Genomic DNA, 23,634 nt, shown 5'->3' on the forward strand with positions numbered 1-23,634 from the left:
TTAGCGTTCTTCGGGAACAGGACTTAGGCTGAAGTAGGTTTTTACAGCGGACGCATCATGAAAACGTCGCATCTAGTATGCCCGGTGTGTCCTAGCTGCCGGTCGAGATGGGTAAAACCGTACTGAGCGTAAAACTTCGCGGCGGCGGTCATGGCCGTCACCGTTTCCAGGTACATCGTTTTGAAGCCGGCTTCCCGCGCGCCCGCCAGGCAGCTTTCCATTAACGCTTTGCCCGCACCAAGTCCCCGCGCTTCCGGTAGGGCGTACATCTTGCGCAGTTCGCAGGTGACGGGGTCCGCACCGGCCAGCGGGGCGAACCCGGCTACCGCTACGATCCTACTTTGCTGCTTTCCAATCTCCCCGGCACTCCCGATAGCTATCGGGACCGCCCCCACCCATTTCCGTAACGAAATAACCAGACCGAGGGAGGGAATAAGTAGCGTAGAGGTCATCCATTTCCGGGTCCTGTATGGAATACCCCTCACCGACGCAGTTGAATTCGGGCATCACGGTACGGATCACCAGGGCGGCGGCGCCGTTATCGGCGGGCGTCAGCGGACGGATGGTCAGGTTCATTTTAGTAGTCTTCGGCGAGTTGATAAATTCCGGGTAGTTGGCGCCCCAGCCCGTCGTAGTCCAGCCCGTAACCGACCACGAACTTAGGCGGGATAACGAAGCCCGCCAAATCAAGTTGAACGTCCACTTGCTGGGCTTCCGGCTTGTGCAGTAAAGTCACCACCGTCACGGACCTGGGTTTCAGGGCCGCGAGGATGGGCAAAAAAGCCTGCATCGTGTTGCCGCTGTCGATGATGTCTTCGATCAAAATTACGTCCTGGTCCGTGACGAGTTCCGGCTCCGGCGCGATGTGCATTCGGACTTCCCCCGACGTCTCGGTACCCTTATAGCTCTGCGTACGCACGAACCCAATTTCTCCCCCTAGCCCGGAGGCGCGAATGAGATCGGCGGCAAAAATGAAGGCACCCTTGAGCATCACCAGAAAGGAGGGCTTACCGCTGCCGTGGCTCAACGCTAGTTCTTGGCCTAACTCAACTACCCGCAATTGGATTTCGGTGGGCGTGAGAAAGGGCACGAACTGGTGCTCGTGAAGCTTGATGCGGGCGGGGTTAGCGTAGGCCATACTGGTGGATTAAGTAGACGTGCAAAGTTATGGAGGTGATACCTAATTTTGGCTGGTCGTCGTTTTCGGAAACGTCGACGCCCGTGTTCTAATGACCGAAATTACGTTGGGGCTTCCGTAGAAAGCCGAGTCGTAGCCCGCCCAGACCGATCAGCCTGTCGGTGTCCACTTTCGGGCATTCGGAAGGTTGGAATCTTTCTTTCTGCGCTGGACGACGCAGCCAGTCGTTGGCCTGCCCTCCGGTAAATGTTTTGTGGTAGATGGCTTTTACCGCAAATGCGTCGATGGTTTGGCCGATAAATGGTTGGGGGAGCAGCGCACGCGGAACAATTACAAAAAATTTATTTACGACGGCAAACGCGCTTTTCAGCCAGCGGTCTGGATGGAGGACTGGTATGTCAAAAACAGTCGGGTGGCGCATTTAGGAATAATAGTGGTGCAACGCGTATTCACCGAAATTAAATTCTGCACAGCTGCGTGGTGATAAAATTAAATATAGATATTGACGCAACTAAGGATTGCCGTTTCGTTGCCAGGCCAACTATAATTTGTTAATATCGGATAATTACCCTGCATTATTTTACGATGGTGGCGCTACGAAAATTCCGTTGACAACCGGTAATTGAGTTCTTCATTGAAAAATTAAGGTCCGTATGTACCTATCTTTGGTTTAACGGTAAGGGGTTTACCCCCTTTTATACCAAAATTTTAATTTGATTTTATTTGGTTAGGGCTGAGGTGGTGCTGTGGTGGCACTGCCTCTTTTTTGGTCTGGGGGTTAGTAATCTATAGTCTGGGGTCTCTGGTCTCCGGTGTTACCACGCCACTTGTACCAAGGCGTCGATGTCGTCGCCGAATCTGTTGTCCTGTTTAGTTTGGACAGTATAGCCGTTCGCGGCTCGGTAGACTAATTCGCTAACGCCATCGGATAAAAACGTTCCCGTCTTGCGTTTAATCGTGATTTGGATGGGTTGGCCGCGGTCTTCTTCCACCTCCAACATCCGGGTCGTAAGCGTCGTGTCCAGCGCCGTATACCGCGTAATTTTGTGGGATCCACTCATCGTTTTCACTTCGGTATTGTACTTATCAATCCAAGCGGCCTTGTTGATATCCGCACTGGCAAAGAGCTGAAGATCACTACCGAAATCGAGGTCGTCGAGCTGCTGCGTTTCCGTTTTTCCGTTCAGCGTAATTGTTTTGTCCACCGTCAGGGGCACGCCACCGAGGCGGTCTACTTCCTCGTCGATGTAGCCTTTGAGGTCAAAAAAATTAAGGGTGTTAAGGCTGGCGTTATCGGGGGCGCTGTCGCAGGTGCAAAGTAAGAGGGGGAGGAGTAAGGAGAGGAGTAGCCGCATGCGTGGTAAAGGAATTAGGGGCTGGGTTAGTTCGGATTTTTAGGCGGTAGACTGGTAGGCGGTAGGAAGATTTAGGCGGTAGGCGGTAGACTCGTTATGCTCTACCGCCTACCGCCTACCGCCTACCAGCCTACTCCCTACCGCCTAATCCACCAATTTCCAAAAACAAGATCAACCAGCCATAACTAACTCACAGCTAGAGAACCCCATCTCACCACTACTGATAAGCCTCAATCGGTGGACAAGTACAGACAAAGTTCCGGTCGCCGTATCCATCATCCACCCGCGCCACGGACGGCCAGAACTTGTACCCTTCCCGTAGGTAAGACAGGGGGTAAGCCGCTTTTTCGCGGGAGTAAGCGTGCGTCCACTCGTCGGCACTGATTTCCGTGATCGTGTGCGGAGCGTTCATGAGGACATTGTCCTCGGCATCGACGTCGCCCCGTGCGACGGCGTCGGCCTCTTCCCGGATGGCGATCAGCGCGTCACAGAAACGGTCCAATTCTTCCTGAGACTCACTTTCCGTGGGCTCAATCATCACCGTCCCGGCCACCGGCCAGGAGAGGGTGGGAGCGTGGAAGCCATAATCGATCAGTCGCTTGGCAAGATCGGCCGCGCCCATGACGGACTTCAGTGGCCGTAAATCAATAATCAACTCGTGCGCCGAGCGACCCTGCACGCCCTGGAACAGTACGGTGTAGCTGTTCTCAATCCGCTTGGCGATGTAGTTCGCGTTCAGGATTGCGTACTCACTCGCCTGCCGTAGGCCCTTCGATCCCAGCATCCGAATGTACGCGTAGCTGATCAACAGAATCGAAGCCGAACCCCACGGTGCCGCCGATACGGCCGAAGAAGCTTTTTTGCCACCGGTCTCCGCCATCGGGTGACCGGGCAGGAAGGGTGCTAACTTCTCGTTACAACAGATCGGACCCATGCCGGGGCCGCCACCGCCGTGCGGGATGGCAAAAGTCTTGTGCAGGTTCAGGTGGCAAACGTCCGCACCGATCCGGCCCGGGCTCGTCAAACCGACCTGTGCGTTCATGTTCGCGCCGTCCATGTACACCATGCCGCCGGCTTTGTGAACGATGTCGCAAATCTCCACCACACCCGTTTCGAACACACCGTACGTGCTGGGGTAGGTGATCATCAGGGAGGACAAGTTGTCCTTGTGCTCCGCCACTTTTTTCTTGAGGTCGTCTACGTCGATGTTGCCCGCTTCGTCGGAGGCCACAACGACCACTTTCATGCCCGCCATGACCGCGCTGGCCGGGTTCGTTCCGTGGGCCGATTCGGGAATGATGGCCACGTCGCGGTGAAAATCTCCCCGGTCGTGGTGGTAAGCACGGATGACCAGGAGGCCGGCGTATTCGCCGCTCGCGCCCGAATTCGGCTGCAACGAACAGTCCGAAAAGCCACAAATCTCCGCGAGGTCTTGCTCCAGCTCGGTAAATATTTGTTTGTAGCCCTGCGCCTGCTCGATCGGTGCGAAGGGGTGGATGTCGGCGAATTCCGACCAGGATACGGGAATCAACTGCGTCGCTGCATTGAGCTTCATCGTGCAGCTACCCAGGGGAATCATGCTGTGGCAGAGGCTGAGGTCCTTGTTTTCGAGGCGCTTCAGGTAGCGCATCATTTTGGTCTCCGTGCGGTGGTTCTTGAAGTTGGGGTGGGTGAGGAAGTCGGTCGTGCGGAGGAGTGCCTTGGGCAGTCGATCCGTGATGCCTTCTACGCCGCCGTCCTCGGTGAGGTTGGCGCCCTGGTAATCCAGCGGGGCGGCAAAGATGCGGCAGACGGCCTGTAAATCCGTCGTCGCTACCGTCTCGTCGAAGCTGATCCGTACGCCACCTTCCTTCGGGTAGTAGAAATTATACCCTTCCGCCTGACTGCGGGCCTTGATTTCGGCTACCTTCTCCGGGTTAGCCTCCACGTGCAAGGTGTCGAAGAAGGCATCACCCGCCAGCGTGTATCCCGCCGCCGTAAGTGCGTCGGCAAAAATAGCCGTGAAGTGATGGGTGCGTTTGGCGATGGCTTTGAGGCCTTCCGCCCCGTGGTAAGTGGCGTAGAAACCGGCCATGTTGGCCAGCAGCGCCTGCGCGGTACAGATGTTACTCGTCGCCTTTTCGCGGCGGATGTGCTGCTCCCGCGTTTGCAGGGCCATCCGTAAAGCATAGTTACCGTGCCGATCCTGGCTCACACCGATGATGCGGCCGGGGATTTGTCGTTTGTACTTGTCCGTCGTGGCGAAGTAGGCAGCGTGCGGTCCGCCGAAACCCATCGGGACGCCGAAGCGCTGGGAGTTACCGACCACCGCATCCGCTCCCCACTCGCCGGGGGGCGTCAGCAGCGTCAGCGCAAGAAGGTCAGCGGCAACGACGGTGAAGACATCCGCCGCCTGCGCTTTCTCCACGACGGCCCGGTGATCTTCCACCAGACCGTTCGCACCCGGATACTGCAGGAGCATGCCGAAAACCTCATCCTGCGGGAAGTCGAATTCCTCTACCGGACGTACGTCGATCTTAATGTCGAGCGGCTCGGCCCGCGTCCGTAGCACGGCGATTGTTTGCGGTAATACTTGATCGGAAACCAAGAAAGTAGCGACCGGATCGCCCTTGGGCCGCTTGTTACGAACGCCGTAAAACATCGTCATCGCCTCGGCCGCCGCCGTGCCCTCGTCGAGCAGGGAAGCGTTGGCGACGGGTAGCCCGGTCAGGTCGCTGACCATCGTCTGGTAGTTCAGCAGCGACTCCAACCGGCCCTGCGCGATCTCCGCCTGGTAGGGCGTGTACTGCGTGTACCAACCCGGGTTGCAGAACACGTTGCGCAGGATAACGCTCGGCGTAATCGTGTTGTAGTAGCCCATGCCAATGAAGGAGCGCATCACTTTATTTTTTGCCGCGATGGCCTTCAGGTGCTGCAAATAGTAATACTCACTAACCGCCGCGGGCACGTCGAGCGCCTTGTGGTCACGGATGTTGGCCGGGACGGTCTGGTCCATCAACTCGTCGATGGAGCTGACGCCGACGACGTCGAGCATGGCGCTCAGTTCGGTAGCGTCGGGGCCGAGGTGGCGGTGGGTAAACTTATCGTAGCGGGGGGTGAGGGCGGGCATACTGTGGTTGTGAAGGGCGAGTAAAAGAGCGGTTCGGTTGGTAGCGTATTAGGGAGCGTCGCTGGTGACCGTTTACGAGCGCGCAAAGATAACGAGCGGGTCGTAATCCGGTTGTGGGGGGCGGCGCTTCTTTACCTGCGGGTGGCGCGGCCGCTGGTGCCGGGTTTATTGGATAGGGCGCCGTTGGCGCCCAGCAGTGTAAGTGCGCACTACCCGTCATGATACGAACCGCCCGGTAGCAACCTCTCCGCGTGTACGACCCAGCCAGACGTATTCCGTGACGAGTCACCACGTTAAAGGACTCTCGCTCCTCCTTCCTCACCCCCGGCACCCGCGGCCGCGCCCCGGGGCTCCCTTAAACCAAATAGCCCTACCACCACCGTAACAAACCGTACTTTTCGAGCATGAACTCCGGTATGCTGAAACTAACCTTGCTGCTCCTACTTGCGGCGACGTGCGCTACGTGTAGTGCGCCCGCCACCGTTCCCCCATCCGTAAATAGTTCCGAACCGGAAATGCAGGCCGACGACCAGGAACACGCCCCGCCCGGGTACTACGAAAACCTGCCACAAGAAACCTATGTCCCCGGCCAGTACGACGCCCGCTTCCGCCCCAAATTCCACTTCACCCCGCAGAGCGGCTGGATGAACGACCCCAACGGAATGGTCTATTTCGCGGGCGAATGGCACTTGTTTTATCAGCATTATCCCGACGGCAACGAGTGGGGCCCGATGCACTGGGGCCACGCCGTCAGCACCGACCTCGTCGCGTGGGAAGAGCTACCGATCGCCCTGTACCCCGACGAGAAAGGCTACATATTTTCCGGGAGCGCGGTCGTGGACGCAAAGAATTTAAGTGGCTTCGGCAAGGGTGGCGAACCGCCCCTGGTTGCCATGTTTACCTACCACGATATGGCCGCCGAGAAGGCCGGGAAAACGGATTTCCAGAGCCAGGGAATAGCTTACTCCAATGACCGGGGCCGCACCTGGACGAAGTACGCCGGCAACCCCGTAATCCCCAACCGGCGCAATAAGGACTTCCGCGATCCGAAAGTGCTCTGGAACGAAAAGCGCCAGGAATACACGATGGTCCTCGCCGCCGCCGACCACGTGGAATTCTATGCGTCACCCGACCTGAAAAACTGGACTTACCTGAGCAGTTTCGGCAAGGACCAGCCCGAGCAATTCGGCGTCTGGGAGTGTCCCGAACTCATCCCGATGCAAATCGAAGAAACTGGCGAAGATGCTTATCTACTCATCGTGAGTACCAACAAGGGAAACCCGAACGGCGGCTCCGGAACCTTCTACTACACTGGCCACTGGGACGGGGAGAACTTCACCAAGCTCACCGAAACCGCCTACAATACGCCCGGGACGAAGTGGCTAGACTACGGCCGCGACAACTACGCCGCCGTCTCTTTCGCGAACGTGCCCGACGGCGACGGCCGCACCATCATGATCGGCTGGATGAGCAACTGGGAATACGCCCAGGAGGTCCCTACCGAAGCCTGGCGTAGTGCCATGACCGTCCCCCGGGAAGTCACGCTGCACGACACGGAGTTCGGCTACCGAATCCGGCAACGGCCCGTCCGGGAACTCGAAAAATTACGGGGCGAGCGAATCGAGCTGGGAACGGATTACCTGGAGGATGGCCTCACGACCGTCGACCTGAGCGAGCTGGAGCACCCCGGCGTTTTCGAGCTAAAATTTTCGATCGATATGCACGGGAATTCCGAATCCCTCTACTTCACCCTGACCGACGCCGAGAGCAAAGACTTTTATCGCTTCGGTGTCGAGCGGGGCCCCAACGGGGCGTCCGATAAGTGGCTGTTCACGAGCCGCGACTTCGCCGGCCTGCGCGAATTCGACGAAGATTTCACCCGCGACGAACTCACCTACCTCGAACGCTTCTCGCAAAGCTCGGTAATCGATTTTCACGTGTTCTTCGACAAAACCTCCGCCGAGTTATTCCTGGATGACGGGCTCACGGTGGCGACGGACATCTTCTTCCCGACGACGGATTTTACGAAATTAACCATCGAAGTAAACGGTGGGCGGGCTGATATGGACGGCTACCTCGGCTTTTCAGTAGATGATTGGCGGCTGCATGAACTGAAGTAAATAGTAGCGTGGTCTGGTAGTTTCGTGGTCAGGTAGTACATTGCCAAGGAAAACACCAGGCCAAAGGCCAAGGACTACCGACCAAAGACTTCAGACCCAAGACCTACCCCCCCCCCCCATGTCCGCAAGAATCCTCATCATCGGCGCCGGCCGTTCTTCCTCCGCGCTCATTAACTACTGCTTCGAAAAGAGCGAAGCGCTCGGCTGGACGGTCACCGTCGCCGACGCCGACCCCGCCGCCGCCGCCGCCAAAGTGAACGGCCACCCCCGGGGCAACACCGCCTGGCTCGACGTAACGAAAACCAACGACCGGCGCGACCTCATCAGCCGGGCCGACATCGTCATCAGTCTGCTGCCCGCCCACCTCCACATTGAAGTGGCGCAGGACTGCATCCGCCTCAAAAAACACCTCATCACGGCCAGCTACGTGAGCCAGGAACTTTACCGACTCGGTGACGAAGCCCGCGACCGCGAACTGATCTTCATGGGCGAAATGGGCCTCGACCCGGGCGTGGACCACATGGTAGCCATGCAGCGCATCAACGCCATTCGCGAGTTGGGTGGTAAGATCACCGCGTTCCGCTCCTTCACCGGCGGCCTGATCGCCCCCGAGAGTAACGACAACCCCTGGGGTTACAAATTCACCTGGAACCCGCGCAACGTCGTCCTGGCCGGCCAGGGCACGACGCAGTATCTGAAGGACGGAAAACTCAAATTCTTGCCGTACCAGCGCGTTTTCAGCCGGACGTGGCCCGTGCACATCGAAGGGTTCGGCGATTTTGAAGCCTACGCCAACCGCGACAGCTTGCTTTACCGCAAACGCTACGGACTGGAAGCCATCCCGACCATTCTGCGTGGCACCATTCGCTACCCCGGCTACTGCGAAGCGTGGAGCGCGTTGGTGAAAATCGGCCTGACGAACGCCGACTTTCCCATTCTCGACAGCATCAAGATCACCTACCACGAATTCATGGAAGCCCTCGCCCCGAGTGGCTCCGGCTCGGTAAAAGACCGCATCGCCCAGATGCTCGACATCCCCACCGACGGGCCGGTCATGAAGCGCCTCGTTTGGCTCGGGCTGTTCCGCAAAAAACGCATCCGGATGCGCGACGCGACCCCGGCCCTGATTCTCGAGCAGCTCCTGCTGACCAAGTGGAAACTGAAGCCGGACGACAAGGACCTCATCGTCATGCAGCACCTGATCGATTATGAGCTGGACGGTAAAACGTACCGCGACGTAGCCGACCTGACCATGGTCGGTCAGGACGCCGAGGACACCGCTATGGCCCGCCTCGTCGGCCTGCCGATGGGCATCTTCGCCCGCCTCATCAGCGAAGGGAAAATTGCCGCGACCGGCGTCCACATCCCGACCATGAAGGAAGTCTACGAGCCCGTGCTGAAGGAGATGGAGGACTACGGCATGCGCATCACGCACCGGACGGACGAGCTAACCGATTAACCCGCCTTGGCTACCGACTCCACCCTCATCCGCGCCGGTCAGTTCACCCAGGTGGCTCGGCAGGGGGCGATCATCCTGGTGGCCCTGGCCCTGCCGCGCCTGGGCGTCGGGCGGGAGGTCATCGGGGAATGGGAGGGCTTACTTTACCTCGGATACATTCTTGGCTTCGGCTGGTTGACGGGTTTGCTGCAAGCTTACCTGGTGACGGTGCGGACTACTAAAAATACTGGTGGTTACTCCCACAAAGTACTCAGTTCGGTATTGCTGGCCTCGCTCCTGTTGCTGGCGCTGGCGGCCGGTTTACACGAGTATATTTTTCGCTGGCTGCGCCTGGGCGTGGCCCCGGTGGGGTGGGGTTTTTTCTTTGTTTTCTTGTTGTCGCAGTGGCCCGGGATGTTCTTCGAGCAACTGTTGCAGGTGCGTGGCCGGGCGTGGGCCCTGGCGGGGTTCGGGTTGTTTTCGGCGGCGGGTTACGTGGCGGCGGTGGTGTTGCCGATCTTGCTGGGCGGTGATTTAGCGGACGCGCTTTTCTGGTTGGCTGTGTTCGCCGGCGCTAAGGGGCTCATCATGCTGGGCTGGTTAGCGTTCGACTGGAGGCGGGGCCGGATAGGGTACGCACCCGAGGTGGTAGAAGCAAGTGGGCGCGGAGCGCGGGTGCCGGGAAATGGGCAAGGAGCCGGGGTAAGGAATCTCTGGCGGACGGCTACTCCGCTGATCGTCTACGCTACCGTCGGCGGGCTCGTTACCGCCTTCGACCCCTGGTTCGTCAATTACTGGTACGACGACGATGAAAGCCTGTTCGCCATTTTTCGCTACGGCGCGCGGGACATCCCCTTCGTCAGTGCGGTCACGAACGGGATGATCGTCGTTATCCTGCCCCTGCTTACGGAAAACGTCCCGGTCGGGCTCGACCAACTGAAACGAAGCTCCCGCCGCATCTTCCACTGGATCTTCGGCGGCGTCACGCTGCTGATGCTGACGGCTCCCTACTGGTGGACGTTCGCGTTTACGGAGCTGTTCGCGGAGGGGCTGCCCCTCTTCCGGTTCTACTTATTCATCACCGTGAGTCGTTTGCTGTTTCCGATGCCCATCATCGTGGCGCTGGGCTACACGCGCGGGCTGTGGCTGTTCAGCTTTTCGGAGTTGGTGATGAACGTCGTGCTCAGTATTCTGCTGGCCCCCGCGTACGGGCTCTGGGGGATCTTACTGGCAACCGTTATTGCGGACATCGTCAACAAGGGAATCCTGATGGCTTACCTCTACCGGCGGGCGGGGATCCTGCCGGCGCGGTACATGGACCTGAGGGTGTTCCTGGGTTGGTGGACGGTGCTGATCGTGGTGTGGGTGTTTTTCTAGGCACGGAAATTCTGTATCAAACCATCAGGCTAGCCCCGTCAGTGTCCGTTATAAGCCGCTAGTTACTTGCTTGTCCAACAAAAAAGTCAACCGACCCGGCTTTCGCAGCAACCAGTTCGCCAGCCCGTCCACCAGCTTCCAGAGCTCGAAGCTCAAATGCTGCGTGAACGTGTAGCCCCGTAAGTACACCAGGGCCTTGTTCGCCGAAGTAAACGCCCGCAAGCCTACGCCGGGGTGCGCCGCCATCAGATTATCCAACGAATCCTCCCGGAAGGAATGCAGGTGTGCGTGCTGTGGCGTGGACCGGTTACAGTGGATACACAGGGAGTACTGGATCTTCTCGTCGTAGGGCGTCGTCAGGATCGCCCGGCCGCCCGGTTTTAGGACGCGCAGCACGTTGTCCAAGTACCCCGGTAAGTACGGCACGTGCTCGATGACCTCCGAGGAGATTACCACGTCAAAACTTTCGTCTTTGAAGGGTAAACTCAGCACGTCCCCCCGCACGGCCACGTGGTGTTCACTCGGCACCCGCGCCAGCGCCTTGTTCAAATTAGCCGAAGCGATGTCGAAAGAAACCACCGTGATCCCCCGCGCCGTCAGCGCCGCGGCCACCCAGGCACTCCCGCAACCGACATCCAGCACGGAAGTCGTGCCCGCCGGAATCCGCTCCAGAATGGTTTGGTGCAACCGTACGCTTTCTTGCACCGTGGCGGGGTCTTCCGACGTGGCGAAGTAGTCAAACACGTGCGCGTCCCGCTCGTAGTGGTCTAAATAATCAAAATCCGATCCGTGCGCTTCGTGCGCGGCACTGCTGGCCTTTCCGTTTCCGGACACCGGCAACCGGTCGATCGGCTCGCGCCCCGCCCCGATTTCCGCCCCCGTGCGGGGAATTTTCAGCACCCGGTCGATTCGAAATGACATACGATTTGCGTTTCCACAAAGGTAGCGAAGTGGGAAGAGTAGTCGTTGGTCTGTGGTCTGTGGTCTATGGTCTGTGGTCTGTGATCTGTGATCTACCGCCTACCAGCCTACCGCCTAATCTTCCTACCAGCCTACCGCCTACCAGCCTACCGCCTAATCTTCCTACCCCCCAAAAGCATTCTCCCCCGTAACGTCCATCCCCGTGATCAACAAATGAATATCGTGCGTGCCTTCGTAAGTCACGACGGACTCCAAGTTAGCCATGTGCCGCATCACGGAATACTCCGACGTAATGCCCATGCCGCCGTGGATCTGCCGCGCCTCACGGGCGACTTCGAGGGCCATCATGACGTTGTTGCGCTTGCCCATCGAGATTTGCGCGGGCGTCGCTTCGCCGCGGTTGGCGAGGGTACCGAGGCGCCAGGCGAGGAGTTGTGCCTTACTGATTTCGGTGATCATCTCAGCCAGTTTCTTCTGCGTGAGTTGGAAGCCGGCGATGGGCTTACCGAATTGACTACGCTCCTTGCTGTAGCGGAGGGCGGAGTCGTAGCAATCCAGCGCCGCACCGATGGCGCCCCAGGCGATGCCGTAGCGGGCTTTGCTCAGGCAGCTCAGTGGACCACGGAGCGATTTGATGTCGGGGAACACATTTTCCTTCGGCACCTTCACGTCTTCGAAAACCAATTCCCCCGTGATGGAAGCGCGCAGGCTCCACTTGCCCTTGATTTCCGGCGCGGAAAACCCTTCCCAGCCACTTTCCACGACCATGCCGCGGATCTTGTTGTCTTCGTCCCGCGCCCACACGACGGCTACGTCGGCCACCGGGCTGTTAGTGATCCACATCTTCGCGCCGTTCAGCACGTAGTGGTCGCCGGCGTCTTTGATGTTGGTGCTCATCGAGCCGGGGTCGGAGCCGGAGTTGGGTTCCGTCAGGCCGAAACAGCCGATGAACTCGCCCGCCCCGAGTTTCGGGAGGTACTTTTTCTTCGTCGCCTCGTTGGCGTACTTAAAAATCGGGTACATCACCAGGCTGCCCTGCACGGAAGCCATCGAGCGTAGACCGGAGTCGCACCGCTCCAGTTCCTGCATGATGATGCCGTAGGCGATTTCGTCCATGCCACCGCCACCGTACTCGACGGGCAGGCTCGGCCCGAAGGCACCGATTTGGGCTAGTTCTTTGAACAGGTGCGTCGGGCAAACGCCGCGCATCGCCGCGTCGTCGATGATGGGACTCACCTCGGCTTTGATCCAGTCGCGGACGGCCTGGCGCGCCATTTTGTGCTCGTCCGTCAGCAGGTCGTCCACGTTCAGGTAGTCGTGGTGCTGGAACTGGTCGGTCTTAGAAGCTTGGTGAAAATCTTCCTTGGTGGTGTGCTTTTTAGCTTGGGTGGTGGAGAGCATGGTCGGTCGGTTTGTCGCTGGTCGGGCGGGTTGGTGGAGGAAGGACAAGATAACGCATTTTTCCAAAGGCTTCTTCATGCGCGGTCGCGGGTGCCAAGTAATTCAGAAAAGGGCGTTAATTCTTACGGTAAAACGACGGTGTGACGGGATACGTTGTAAAATCTTTGCTTTTTCCACGTCCACCCCGCACCCGCGGCCGCGCAACATTCAGCCAATCAGCACGATGCTTTTCGGACGATGCGCCGTCCTGGCGAGAGGTGGAGTTAGGGTTGAGACTACTCATAAGGAACTTGCTCGCGCCGAGATGGCGCGTCGACCGGCTTACCATATTGAGGTATTAGGTTATCGTATTCCTGCCCCACCGACAATCAAGATCTTAGCCCGAAATCCAGCCTCCGCATTCCCCACCCGAATCAAATACGACCCCGCCGTCAGCCGCGCAGCCAACTCAATCCGCGCCGCCGCCCGCCCGTTCCGGAACCGCTCCGTAAAGAGTTGGCGACCGGTGTTGTCCATCACCTGGATGGTGACTTCAGCCTCCGCCGCCAAACCTTCCGTCCGCACGTTGAAGTGGCGGCCGGTACTCGGGTTGGGGAACAACTGGAAACTCCAGTCGGCCTCCTGATTAAATTCAACCTCGATTAGGTGCGATAAGCTCACGGCCCCGTCAAAATCCGTCGTTTTGAGCCGGTAGAATGAGTTACCCTCCAGCGGGCGCTCGTCGTTGAGTTCGTAGTGCAGCACTTCGCCGGGTTCGGAAAATCCGGACGCCAGCACGTCGCCCACGTCGGCAAAAGCGATGCCGTTGCGGGTCCTTTCGATGGTGAAGAAGTCCGTGTCCAGTTCGTCCTCGGTTTGCCACTTCAGCAGTACGAAGTCTTCACCCGGAAACGCTTCGAAACTAAGTAGCGTGAGCGGTAGCGGAATCGACCCGGCGAACAGCGTCACGTCGAAGCCATCACCCGTGCCCCCGCCGTAAAGCCGGGCGAGGCTCGCCCCCGACAACGTCAGCCCGACCCGGCGCGTATCGAACCCATCGCCTCCGCCACCGCCGTAGAGCGCGGAGAGCATGGCGCCGCTCAGGGTAAAGTTATCCGTCGCGGCGTCGAACCCGTCGCCACTACCGCCGCCGAACAGTGCGGCCAGCGCTTGCCCGTCCAACGTGACGTTGATCTGCCCGTCGTCGAACCCGTTGCCGCTGCCGCCGCCGAAGAGCGCCGCGAGCGACTGGCCGCTCAGGGTGACGTTGAGTTGCTCGTCGTCAAATCCGTCTCCGGAACCACCTCTGAAAAGCGCCGCGAGTTCCTGCCCGGACAGGGTAAGACTCTGCACTTTCACGTCGAAGCCGTCCCCCCGGCCACCGCCGTAGAGGACGGCCAGATTGGCTCCGGCCAGGGTGAGTTGCCCCGTAGTTCGGTCAAACCCATCGCCGGCCCCGCCGCCGTAGAGGGCTATCACGCCGTTGGGAAGTCCGTCGAGCGTCAGCTGCACGGTGGTGCCGTTAACGAACCCGTCGCCGCTGCCACCGTTGAACTGTGCTTGCAGACTTGCGGGAAGAAAACCGGCGCAGAGCCCGCAGCAAAATAGCGCCCGGTAGGGTAGCCGTTGCAGCCACCGAAATAATTGATTATCCATGATTGTGCTTGTTGCGAGGGTGAAGAAATATTGGTTTCCTCACTAGTTCGCCGAGCGTCCGCCACGAATGCCTACGGCTAGCAGCGTCCTGTCGTCCGGTAAAAGGTTAGCTACCGCATTGCTACGGTCAGACAGCCAAGCGTCGTCTTCTACATCGATGAAAGAACCACCACGGTAGCCGCCACCGGCCGCATCGTCCTGGGGCCAGCCCGTTTCATTGGCGCTCCCGTTAACGCCGAGTATTCCGTCTCCGTGGTTGCCGGTAAAGGCACGGCCTTCGGGGCTACCGATCGATACGATCATTTCGTAAAGATTACCGGAAAGCTCCATGACGCCGTAGTAGCTGCCGCCGGTTTCTTCGCGGGTCGGGTTGACGGCGCTCGCTGCGAAAATACCGCAACGGACCATAGCGCGCAGGGTGTCGCGGGTTTCTCTGATGGCCAGGTTGCCGACACCTACGCCGGGGTTGGTAACGAGTGAATTAGGCGTGTACAAATTGGAGTAAACGTACTCGTTCGTGGTATAGTCCGGGCTGCCGTGAGCAAACTCCAGTTTGATGGGGTCCTGCGGTCCGCGGCCAGCCTTTTCGTATTCCATTTCCGTGATCGGGCGGAGCGCAGCCCAGTCGAGGTAGGCCATGGTAATTCTCCATTGTACGTAACTGAAGGGTGTATTAGGGTTCTTGGTCATGCCCGGGCCGGACTGTCCGGGCCACGCGAAACCATTACCTTGAATGGAGATGTTGTTTCCTCCCTTGGTGGGGTCCATGTTGATTTTTTGGTCCTGTGTCAGGGTGTTAAAAAAGGCTACGAATTGAGCCTGAGAAGCTTCGTACTTCATGTAATAAATGGCGTTGAAGCCTTTTGGAAAAGCGGCGGGGATGGGCCCTAACCCGTCACCTGTATTATTACCTGTAGTGGTAGTGTTCTCGTAGGTTATCCCCCCACCCGTGTTGCCAACGGCAATGCTGTTTTCGCTTATGACGCGGTAGGGGACGTTGACGGTATTTGAAAAGTCTCTTAGAGCAATCTTACCTATCTCGGAGATGACGTCCGCACTATTGAACGGTGTACCCATACTGTACTCGCCTTCCGAGATGTACACCATTTCGATGGCGAAGACCTGTACGTCCACCACGGCACTGGCGTCCACGCCGTCCACGCCGTAGTCCCAGACGAGTTGTACGTCGTTGAAGCTTACGTCGCCACTACCGTCGGTGCTGCGGTAGATGAAGGCACCTTTCCCGTCTTTAAGGTCCACGGTGGCTCCGGAAGGAGTGCTGCCGCCGGTGCCGAGTTGTGCGTGCATCCACCGGCCGTTACCGACGCGGTACTTGGCGAATACCCAGGCGGCATCCCAGTTGCCCGGCCCGGAGCTGATGCGCCAGGAGTTCTCCCAATTGAGGTCGAATTGGATGACGGAGGTTTCCGCGCCGGGGTTCTGGTCGGTCAGGGAGATGTTGGTGACTTCGACGTTGTTGGCGTGGGCGGTTAGTCCTAGGACCAGGAAGGAGCACAAAAGAGTAATTCTGCGTAACATGTTGGGTTGTTTTTTGAGCCGAGGCTTACGGCTCGTGGTTTCGGGGGTCTATGCCACCACTTTGTAATCCGTTATGGGGATTTTAAAATAATTTCGCTCCGGTTTCCTTATGACTGAGAACCAGCTTTTATCCTACGCCGTACCTTCACGCTTTCGCATTCCTATTCGCATTCCTACTCCTCATGAACAAACAGAAATTCGGTACCGCGCCGGTGTTCTTCACCGCCATCAGCACCATTCTCGGCGCGATCATGTTCCTGCGCTTCGGTTTTGCCGTGGGCATGACCGGGCTGCTGGGTACGTTCGCCATCATTCTGATTGGCCACGCCGTGACGATCCCGACGGCCATGGCCATCGCCGAAATCGCGACCAACCAAAAGGTGGAGGGTGGGGGAGAGTACTACATCATTTCGCGGAGTTTTGGCTTGGTGATCGGGTCGACGATCGGGATTGCGCTGTACCTGTCGCAAGCCATCTCGGTGGCGTTCTACATCATGGCCTTTACGGAGGCTTTTAATCCGTTGCGGACCTGGTTTTTGGAATCGTACCCGGTGCTGCCGTGGGCGCGGACGCTGCTGGAACAGCCCCAGACGATCGGCATCCCGGCGTTGCTGCTGCTGACCGCGCTGATCCTGACGAAGGGAGCGGACCTCGGCGTGAAAGTGCTGTACACGGTCGTGGCCATCCTGGCCGTCGCGCTGGTTTCTTTCTTCCTCGGCACGACGGAATACGCCGAAGCGAACGAAATAGATTTTTTCAACAAGTACACCGTCGATGCTAACCTGGAAGGCCTTGCTTCTTCCGGTGACGCGGCACCCGCGACCGCGCCCGATACCCTAAAATTCTTGCAGAGCAACGAGGTGGTCATGACGGCCTCCGAACCCGTGGAGGAACCTACGCCAGTCCTGCCCGTCATCAGTTTCTTCACCGTTTTTGCCATCATTTTCCCCGCCTTCACCGGCATGACGGCCGGCGTAGGCTTGAGTGGCGACCTGCGCGACCCGGGCCGCTCGATTCCGTTGGGGACGCTGGCCGCGACAATCGGCGGCATGGTTGTTTACTTCTTCATGGCCTGGAAACTCTCCGTCTCCGCCCCGCCCGAAGCACTGGCCGACACAAGCCGGCTGGTGATGGCCGAGATCGCCTGGCAGGGTTGGTGGATCATTCCGCTGGGACTGGCCGCGGCCACGATTTCTTCCGCGCTGGGGTCCATTCTCGTTGCGCCGCGCACGTTGCAGGCGATTGCCGCGGATAATATTTTCCCCGTGCCCGGCGTCAACCGCTGGATTGCCCGGGGCAAGGGGGAGCAGAACGAGCCTTATAACGCTAGCCTAATCACGGTGCTCCTGGCCGCTTTTTTCATCCTGTTGGGCGCGCTCGATAGCGTAGCCGAGATCATTTCAATGTTTTTTATGGTGACGTACGGCTCCCTCTGCCTGATCTCCTTCCTCAACCACTTCGCCGCCGACCCGAGCTACCGACCTACCTTCCGCTCGAAGTGGTACGTTTCCGCCTTCGGGGCGCTGGCCTGTTTCGGGCTGATGTTCTTCATGAATTCGACGTACGCGGCGCTGGCGCTGGTGTTCATCGGTCTGATTTACGTCTACATCAGCTACTCTAACCCCGATAAGCGGAGCATGGCGTTGATTTTTCAGGGCGTTATTTTCCAGTTCTCGCGCCGGCTCCAGATCTTTTTGCAGAAGGCCGATAAGGTGGAGAAGACCACCTGGCGACCGAGCATCATCGCCGCCAGCGATTCCACGTTTACCCGCCTGGGGGCGTTTGACTTACTGCGCTGGTTGAGCGAGAAATATGGCTTCGGTACCTACATTCACACCATCAACGGGTACCTGAGCCACGATACGAGCGAGAACGCGGCCATCATTAAGGAACGCATCATCCGCATGACCGAGGCGACGGATAGCCGCATTTACGTAGATACCATCGTGAGCCCTAGCTATACGTCGGCGATCGCTCAGATCGTCCAATTTCCGGGCATCGCGGGGACGGAGAACAACCTGCTGTTGCTGGAGTACTCGAAATTCAACAACGAAGGGCTCGATGACATCATCGATAACTACAGCCTGATTCGTTCCGTGGATTTCAACATGGGCATCCTGGCGCTGAGCGAGCGTGGCTTCGGTCTGAAGCGCAATATCCACATCTGGATCACCAAAGCACACTACGAAAGCGCTAACCTGATGATCCTGCTGGCTTACGTCCTCACGGGTCACCCAGACTGGCAAGACGCCGAAATTAAACTGTTCGCCGTTTACGAGGAGAGCGTCCTGGAGGAAGAGCAGCAGAACCTGTACGAGCGCATCGAGTCCGGTCAGTTACCCATCAGCCGCAACAACATCGAGGTGCTTTGCCGGAGCGAAGACGCTGATTTCCGGAGCGTCATGGTGCGCAAATCCTACGAAGCCGACCTGATTCTCACCGGCTTCCGCAACGAACAGATTAAACGGATGGGTAACAAAACTTTCGACGGGTACGAGGAGGTGGGGAATGTCTTGTTTGTTAGTGCGGCGGAGGAGGTTAAGATTCGCTGACGCTCGATATGCGATATGCGAATCTCGATATGCGATATTTGATTTGGCTACCGCACGGCTACTCACCTGCTTCGCAGCTTCGGTTTAGGCGTTGATAGGTATCAATATATATTTGACATGCGTGAGTGGCGAAACCACGAAAGAGACGTGCGGTAGCACAAATCGCATATCGAGTATCAAAAATCGCATATCGCATATCAAGCAAAGCGCCCTAAAATCTATACGCCACCGACCCAATCCACCGCTTAGCGGCTTGGTCCACCCGAAAAGTCTCATCCGCGATTGCAAAGTCTTCGCCGTACTTAGAAAAATTGCCGTCGTAGCGAACGTCGACCGTGAGTGGCCCGACGTCGATGGAGCCGCCGAAGGTGTAGCCGAGGTTGAAGGAGTCGAAGGTGCGTTCGCGGCCCTCGGCGTCGCGCAGGTCGGAACTCGAATTAACGAAGAAGTGGCCGACGGGGCCGGCGTTCAGGCGCAAAAAGGCGAGCTTGTAGGAGACCATGACGGGCACGTTCACGTCGTTGTAGCGCTCGCTCAGGACGCGCGAGGTTTGCGTGTTGGGGTCGTTGAAGCGAAAATTTGTTTTGGCGGAGTTAAGCGTGACTTCGGTCTGGAGGTCAAAACTTTCGGATAGGGGCACGCGGACGAGGGCGCCGAACTGGAAACCGTAGTCCGCTTCCGCGATCGCCTCACCGAGGTCCGCACGGCCACTTCTGGTGAGGTCGAATCGTTCTTCCTGGAGGGACTCGGTGGCGACACCGGCTTTGAGGCCGAAGCTTAGTTGCGCGGTCGCGGGTACCGTGCAGAGTATTAGTAGGAGCAGGGTAAGAAGGGCGAGTTGGTTTTTCATCGTCTAAAAAGTTTGAGCTGTTGAATAAGTACGTAAGGTTCGTCTTCCACCGGGGCGATAAGTTTAAAGCGTTTAAATTAGGGGGTGAATTGCCCTTAAAACGTTAAACAGCTTTTATCGAGCCGTTAAGGGCGAGGGTGGCGGAAGAGAAATTTTATCTAACAAACATCCCTGATTCCGTGCCGTTACACCAAACAAGCAAGAATAAGCATCCAATAGGTGCTCGAAAAGTTTTATACTTGCACAAACTAACAACCACTAATGCGCACACTCTTTAGCCTTCTCTTCCTGGCCCTGGCATTCGTCCTCGCCTTTTTTCTGTACAAAAGCATCGAGGAACCCATCAATTTCGACGCGCAACGGACCGTCCGGACGGACGCGGTAACCATGAAACTGGAAATGATTCGCAAAGCTCAGGAGCTGTACCGGGACGCCACCGGGGAGTTCGCCGGTAGCTTCGACACGCTCAAGCAAGTCCTTACCGAAGGCAAGCTGCTCAACGTCAAGGTTATTGGTGACGCCGACGCCACCGACGGCAGTATCGTTACTTACGATACGACATACATCCCCCTGCGCGACACGTTCCCCGGCCTCGGCATCAAGCTAGAAAATATGGACGTCGTCCCCTACACCGACGGGCAAGTCAAATTCAACATCGAGGCGAAGAACATTCCTTACCAATCCACCAACGTGCCCGTCGTGCAGGTTGGCGTTAAGAAGTCCGCTTTCATGGGTAAGTACGCCGACGAGCGCTTCAAGCGCTACGACCAGATGTGGGACCCCAACGCCCCGATCTACTTCGGCGACCTCACCAAGCCAACCCTGGCCGGTAACTGGAACTAAGCACTCATTGCAACCAAGCAGCTACGACATACGATCCGCCGCCTTCCAAGCCGAAAGCGCGCACCAGTACGAACTGTCCATCCTTACGGGGATGGACAGTTTTGCTTATGTAGTGCGCGACCGCGCGCAAAACCGCCTACTCGCTTACCGTTCCGTCCGGCTACCAATCAGTGGCGACCGCCAAGATTTCGCGGCGACGCTGGACGACATCATTCTGCAGGATGATCTGCTGCGAAGCCTCCGCTACGGCAGCGTCGTCCTGGGTTGGGAGACCGGACGCGCCAGTTTGGTCCCCCGCGAACTCTACGACGCCGAGCATCGCCGCGACTACCTCGAACAGCTCACCCTGATCGGCCTGGACGACACCGTACAGGAAGAGTGGTACAACGACCTGGACGCGCACCTCCTCTACGCCGCCAACTCCGATCAACTTGAAACCGTCCGCCGGGCCCTGAACGTGATGCGGACGCAGCATTTCGGCGGTGGTTTGCTTACGGCCTGGGGCATGCGCTCTCGCCGGTTGGGGGAAGTCGCCGTGTCGGCCGCCGTGCGGGGCGGGAGGATTTTCGTCGCTGCTCACCGTAGTGGCATGCTACAATTTTTCAACACTTTTGACGTCAACACTAAAGATGACGCACTCTATTTCGTCCTTTTGGCGTACGAGCACTGCGGGATGATCCCGAGCCGCGTCCCGCTCTACTTGTGTGGAGAGATTACCGAAGCGGGAGACATCTACAAGTTACTCTACACCTACGTCGCGGAAATTCGTTTTTGTCGCTACGGCGCTCCGCCGGCCCTGCCCCCGGAGTTCGTGAGCCTGCCTCCGCACGTGTATTTTGATTTGCTTTGCCTGGGGTGACGGGGCGAGTATAGAAGAAAGAGCAAAGAAAAAGGACGGGAATACTCGGCCGCTCCGCTTCATCGGCTAAATGAGTACACCGCACATGACTCTTCGGCTGAACACTTACTTAAGATTTAAGCTTCGACCCCAGACCCCAGACCCCAGACCCCAGACCCCAGACCCCAGACCCCAGACTAAACACTCCAGACTAAAGACCAAAAAATGCGCATCATCTCCGGCAAGCACAAAGGCCGCCGCTTCTCCCCGCCCGCCGATAATTGGCCCACGCGGCCCACGACGGACTACGCCAAGGAGGGCCTATTTAATGTCCTAAATAACTGGTTCTACTTCGAAGACCAGCGGTTCCTCGACCTGTTCGGTGGCACCGGCTCCCACGACTACGAATTCCTCAGCCGGGGGTGCACCGACGTAACGTACGTGGACAAGCACGGCCCGGCGGTCAAGTTCGTAGAAAAAACGATCGCCACCCTCGGCGCGGAAGCGCACATTAAGATTTTTCGGATGGACGTTTTTCAGTTCATCAACCGGCCCGTGCGGGAACCCTACACTTATATTTTCGCCGGGCCACCTTATCCGCTGCCGAATATTCCGGAAATCCCAGACCTGGTTTTTGCCGCCGGGCTGCTCGCTCCGGGCGGGCTTTTCGTGCTGGAAACTAACCCGCACCACGATTTTTCGGACGATCCGCGCTGCACGGAGAAAAGGAATTATGGGAAAACTATTTTTTGGTTCTTCGAGCACCCCGGTGCAGAGGAAGAATAGCCTGATTTAGGGATTTGGAATAGTCTTTTTTAGGGCCAAACATTCACCGCTCCTTTCTACGAACCAAGCTTGCCCCCGCGACCGCGCCAACAAACACTACGCGTAGAGTACGGGTTATGCTACGGTAACAACCCACGACCTACATGGCCTTTTACGGACAGATCATCAAGACCCTCCTCGAAACCAAGCACTCCCTGCTGCCCCACGCGCCGGCGGACCCGGAAGCGGCCCAGGAAAAGCAACTGAACGGTTTGCTGGAAGAGGCTAAAAACACCGCCTTTGGTAAGTTTTATAACTTTCAGGGCATTCTGGAGCAGGAGGATATCCGTGAGGCGTTCCGTAAGTCCGTACCGATCCACGATTACAACACCATCAACGACCGTTGGTGGAAGCAGCAGCGCCGCAACCCCGACATCACCTGGCCCGGTCGCCCCGAATTCTTTGCCCTCAGTAGCGGCACGACGGGCAAAAAGAGCAAACGTATCCCCGTGACCGATGAGATGCTCGCCTGCACCCAGGCCGTGGGCCGCGCCCAGGCCGAGTGCCTGGCTAACTTTAAGCTCCCCGCCGAAATCTTCGAAAAGGACATCCTGATGCTCACCAGTTCGGCGGACCTCAACGAGAAAGATGGTTGGCTCGAAGGCGAAATAAGCGGCATCAACGTGAGTAACATGCCCGACTTTATGGACAGCGTCTATAAACCCGGCATCGAAATTGCCCAAATCGCCGACTGGGACGAGCGCGTACAGCGCATCGCCGAAGAAGCCCCCAAGTGGGACGTCGGCGCCCTGGCCGGCATCCCCAGCTGGATCGTCATGATGCTGCGTAAGGTCATCGAGGTCAACAAGCTCAAGAACATCCACGAAATCTGGCCCAATCTCCAGATTTATACGACCGGCGGCGTCGCTTTCGAGCCTTACCGTAAAAGCTTCGAGGCGTTACTTGACCACCCCATCATCATCATGGATACTTACCTGGCCAGCGAAGGCTTTTTTGCCTTCAACGCCCGGCCGGAAACGATGGCCATGGAGATCGCGCTGGATCACGGCATGTACTTCGAGTTCATCCCCCACGACGAAGACGGCTTCGACGCTACCGGCCAGATGCTCGATAAGCCGAAAGTGGTCGACTTCCGCGACGTCAAGGAGAATAAAGACTACGCCCTGCTCGTCTCCACCCCCGCCGGCGCGTGGCGCTACATGATTGGCGACACGATCAAGTTTGTCGATAAGGAGAAAATGGAAATTGTGATCACTGGTCGGACGAAGTACTGGCTCAACGTTGTCGGCTCCCAGCTTTCGGAGGAGAAATTGAACGCCGCCATTGCCGAACTGAACGAGCAAATGGGTTCGGAGATCAAGGAGTTCACCGTCGGGGCCGTACCCACCGAAGACGGAAACGACTACTATCACCAGTGGGTACTGGGCATCAACGACGGGGAGTTGTCAGAGGAAAAGGCACTGGAAGTGCTGGATGCTCACCTGAAAAAGGTCAACAAAAACTACAAGGTCGCCCGCGAGAAAGCGCTGAAAGGCGTGAGGGTCAAAGTAACGCAAGCCAATAACTTGTACGACTTTCTCGAAAAGAAGAAGAACAAGAAAGGCGGGCAAATTAAGTTTCCTAAAGTGATGGTGGCGGATGATTTGAAGCAGCTACTTGAGTTTCTTGATTAAATGACTTTTATCAGGATAAAGTAACTGTTTAGCACTACGGGGTCTTTTCTCACATATTT

The 23,634-nt window shown here is 57.7% G+C and carries 19 protein-coding genes; 8 read left to right on the top strand and 11 right to left on the bottom strand.

Annotated features, from left to right (window positions below; genetic code table 11):
• Positions 1-41 precede the first annotated feature (41 nt).
• From GGR27_RS07310 to gcvP, 6 genes are all read right to left on the bottom strand, one after another.
• Positions 42-452 (bottom strand): GNAT family N-acetyltransferase, encoded by a 411-nt coding sequence (locus GGR27_RS07310; RefSeq protein ID WP_209037897.1) that lies wholly within the window; start codon positions 450-452, stop codon positions 42-44.
• Positions 337-576 (bottom strand): hypothetical protein, encoded by a 240-nt coding sequence (locus GGR27_RS19815; RefSeq protein WP_209037898.1) that lies wholly within the window; start codon positions 574-576, stop codon positions 337-339. Before GGR27_RS19815 ends, GGR27_RS07310 begins: the two co-directional genes overlap by 116 nt.
• A 1-nt stretch (position 577) precedes the next feature.
• Positions 578-1,138, bottom strand: a complete 561-nt coding sequence (locus tag GGR27_RS07315) for a phosphoribosyltransferase (protein ID WP_168036762.1) — start codon at positions 1,136-1,138, stop codon at positions 578-580.
• An 88-nt stretch (positions 1,139-1,226) separates the two neighbouring features.
• A complete protein-coding gene (locus GGR27_RS07320; protein ID WP_168036763.1) occupies positions 1,227-1,559 on the bottom strand; it encodes a hypothetical protein in 333 nt (110 codons plus the stop codon).
• 394 nt (positions 1,560-1,953) lie between these two features.
• Entirely contained in the window at positions 1,954-2,493 is a 540-nt protein-coding gene (locus tag GGR27_RS07325) for a hypothetical protein (protein WP_168036764.1), read from the bottom strand.
• Between the two features lie 217 nt (positions 2,494-2,710).
• On the bottom strand, positions 2,711-5,602 hold the full coding sequence (gene gcvP / locus GGR27_RS07330) for an aminomethyl-transferring glycine dehydrogenase (protein WP_168036765.1): 2,892 nt from the start codon (positions 5,600-5,602) through the stop codon (positions 2,711-2,713).
• A gap of 404 nt (positions 5,603-6,006) precedes the next feature.
• Here gcvP and GGR27_RS07335 point away from each other — a divergent pair, with 404 nt between their 5' ends.
• The 3 genes from GGR27_RS07335 (at position 6,007) to GGR27_RS07345 (ending at position 10,537) form a co-directional block, all read left to right on the top strand.
• On the top strand, positions 6,007-7,722 hold the full coding sequence (locus GGR27_RS07335; protein ID WP_245184486.1) for a glycoside hydrolase family 32 protein: 1,716 nt from the start codon (positions 6,007-6,009) through the stop codon (positions 7,720-7,722).
• 118 nt (positions 7,723-7,840) lie between these two features.
• Entirely contained in the window at positions 7,841-9,181 is a 1,341-nt protein-coding gene (locus GGR27_RS07340; protein WP_168036766.1) for a saccharopine dehydrogenase C-terminal domain-containing protein, read from the top strand.
• Between the two features lie 6 nt (positions 9,182-9,187).
• The gene (locus GGR27_RS07345) at positions 9,188-10,537 is read left to right on the top strand and encodes a lipopolysaccharide biosynthesis protein (RefSeq protein WP_168036767.1); all 1,350 of its coding nucleotides are present in this window, start codon (positions 9,188-9,190) and stop codon (positions 10,535-10,537) included.
• Between the two features lie 48 nt (positions 10,538-10,585).
• Here the strand turns inward: GGR27_RS07345 and GGR27_RS07350 are convergent, their stop codons facing one another.
• From GGR27_RS07350 to GGR27_RS07365, 4 genes are all read right to left on the bottom strand, one after another.
• Positions 10,586-11,458 carry a class I SAM-dependent methyltransferase gene (locus GGR27_RS07350; RefSeq protein ID WP_168036768.1) on the bottom strand — a complete coding sequence of 291 codons (873 nt, stop codon included), beginning with the start codon at positions 11,456-11,458 and terminating at the stop codon, positions 10,586-10,588.
• 162 nt (positions 11,459-11,620) lie between these two features.
• A complete protein-coding gene (locus GGR27_RS07355) occupies positions 11,621-12,859 on the bottom strand; it encodes an acyl-CoA dehydrogenase family protein (protein ID WP_168036769.1) in 1,239 nt (412 codons plus the stop codon).
• Between the two features lie 342 nt (positions 12,860-13,201).
• Positions 13,202-14,494, bottom strand: coding sequence for a T9SS type A sorting domain-containing protein (locus tag GGR27_RS07360; protein WP_168036770.1), 1,293 nt, complete (start codon positions 14,492-14,494; stop codon positions 13,202-13,204).
• Positions 14,495-14,536: 42 nt separating this feature from the next.
• Positions 14,537-16,033: an SUMF1/EgtB/PvdO family nonheme iron enzyme gene (locus GGR27_RS07365; RefSeq protein WP_168036771.1), complete on the bottom strand. Its 1,497-nt coding sequence runs from the start codon at positions 16,031-16,033 to the stop codon at positions 14,537-14,539.
• A 182-nt stretch (positions 16,034-16,215) separates the two neighbouring features.
• On the opposite strand from GGR27_RS07365, the gene GGR27_RS07370 reads away from it, so the two are divergent.
• The gene (locus GGR27_RS07370) at positions 16,216-18,585 is read left to right on the top strand and encodes an APC family permease (protein ID WP_168036772.1); all 2,370 of its coding nucleotides are present in this window, start codon (positions 16,216-16,218) and stop codon (positions 18,583-18,585) included.
• Positions 18,586-18,796: 211 nt separating this feature from the next.
• Here the strand turns inward: GGR27_RS07370 and GGR27_RS07375 are convergent, their stop codons facing one another.
• Positions 18,797-19,435, bottom strand: a complete 639-nt coding sequence (locus GGR27_RS07375) for an outer membrane beta-barrel protein (protein WP_168036773.1) — start codon at positions 19,433-19,435, stop codon at positions 18,797-18,799.
• Positions 19,436-19,696: 261 nt separating this feature from the next.
• On the opposite strand from GGR27_RS07375, the gene GGR27_RS07380 reads away from it, so the two are divergent.
• The 4 genes from GGR27_RS07380 to GGR27_RS07395 all read left to right on the top strand — a co-directional run bounded on the left by GGR27_RS07380 (position 19,697) and on the right by GGR27_RS07395 (position 23,575).
• Entirely contained in the window at positions 19,697-20,278 is a 582-nt protein-coding gene (locus GGR27_RS07380) for a hypothetical protein (protein ID WP_168036774.1), read from the top strand.
• Positions 20,279-20,285: 7 nt separating this feature from the next.
• Entirely contained in the window at positions 20,286-21,137 is an 852-nt protein-coding gene (locus tag GGR27_RS07385) for a DUF3822 family protein (RefSeq protein ID WP_168036775.1), read from the top strand.
• A 204-nt stretch (positions 21,138-21,341) separates the two neighbouring features.
• A complete protein-coding gene (locus tag GGR27_RS07390; RefSeq protein ID WP_168036776.1) occupies positions 21,342-21,902 on the top strand; it encodes an RsmD family RNA methyltransferase in 561 nt (186 codons plus the stop codon).
• A gap of 143 nt (positions 21,903-22,045) precedes the next feature.
• Entirely contained in the window at positions 22,046-23,575 is a 1,530-nt protein-coding gene (locus GGR27_RS07395) for a GH3 family domain-containing protein (protein ID WP_168036777.1), read from the top strand.
• Positions 23,576-23,634 lie beyond the last annotated feature (59 nt).

Origin of the sequence: Neolewinella antarctica, from assembly GCF_011927835.1 — a bacterium.
Taxonomy (GTDB): Bacteria; Bacteroidota; Bacteroidia; order Chitinophagales; family Saprospiraceae; genus Neolewinella; species Neolewinella antarctica.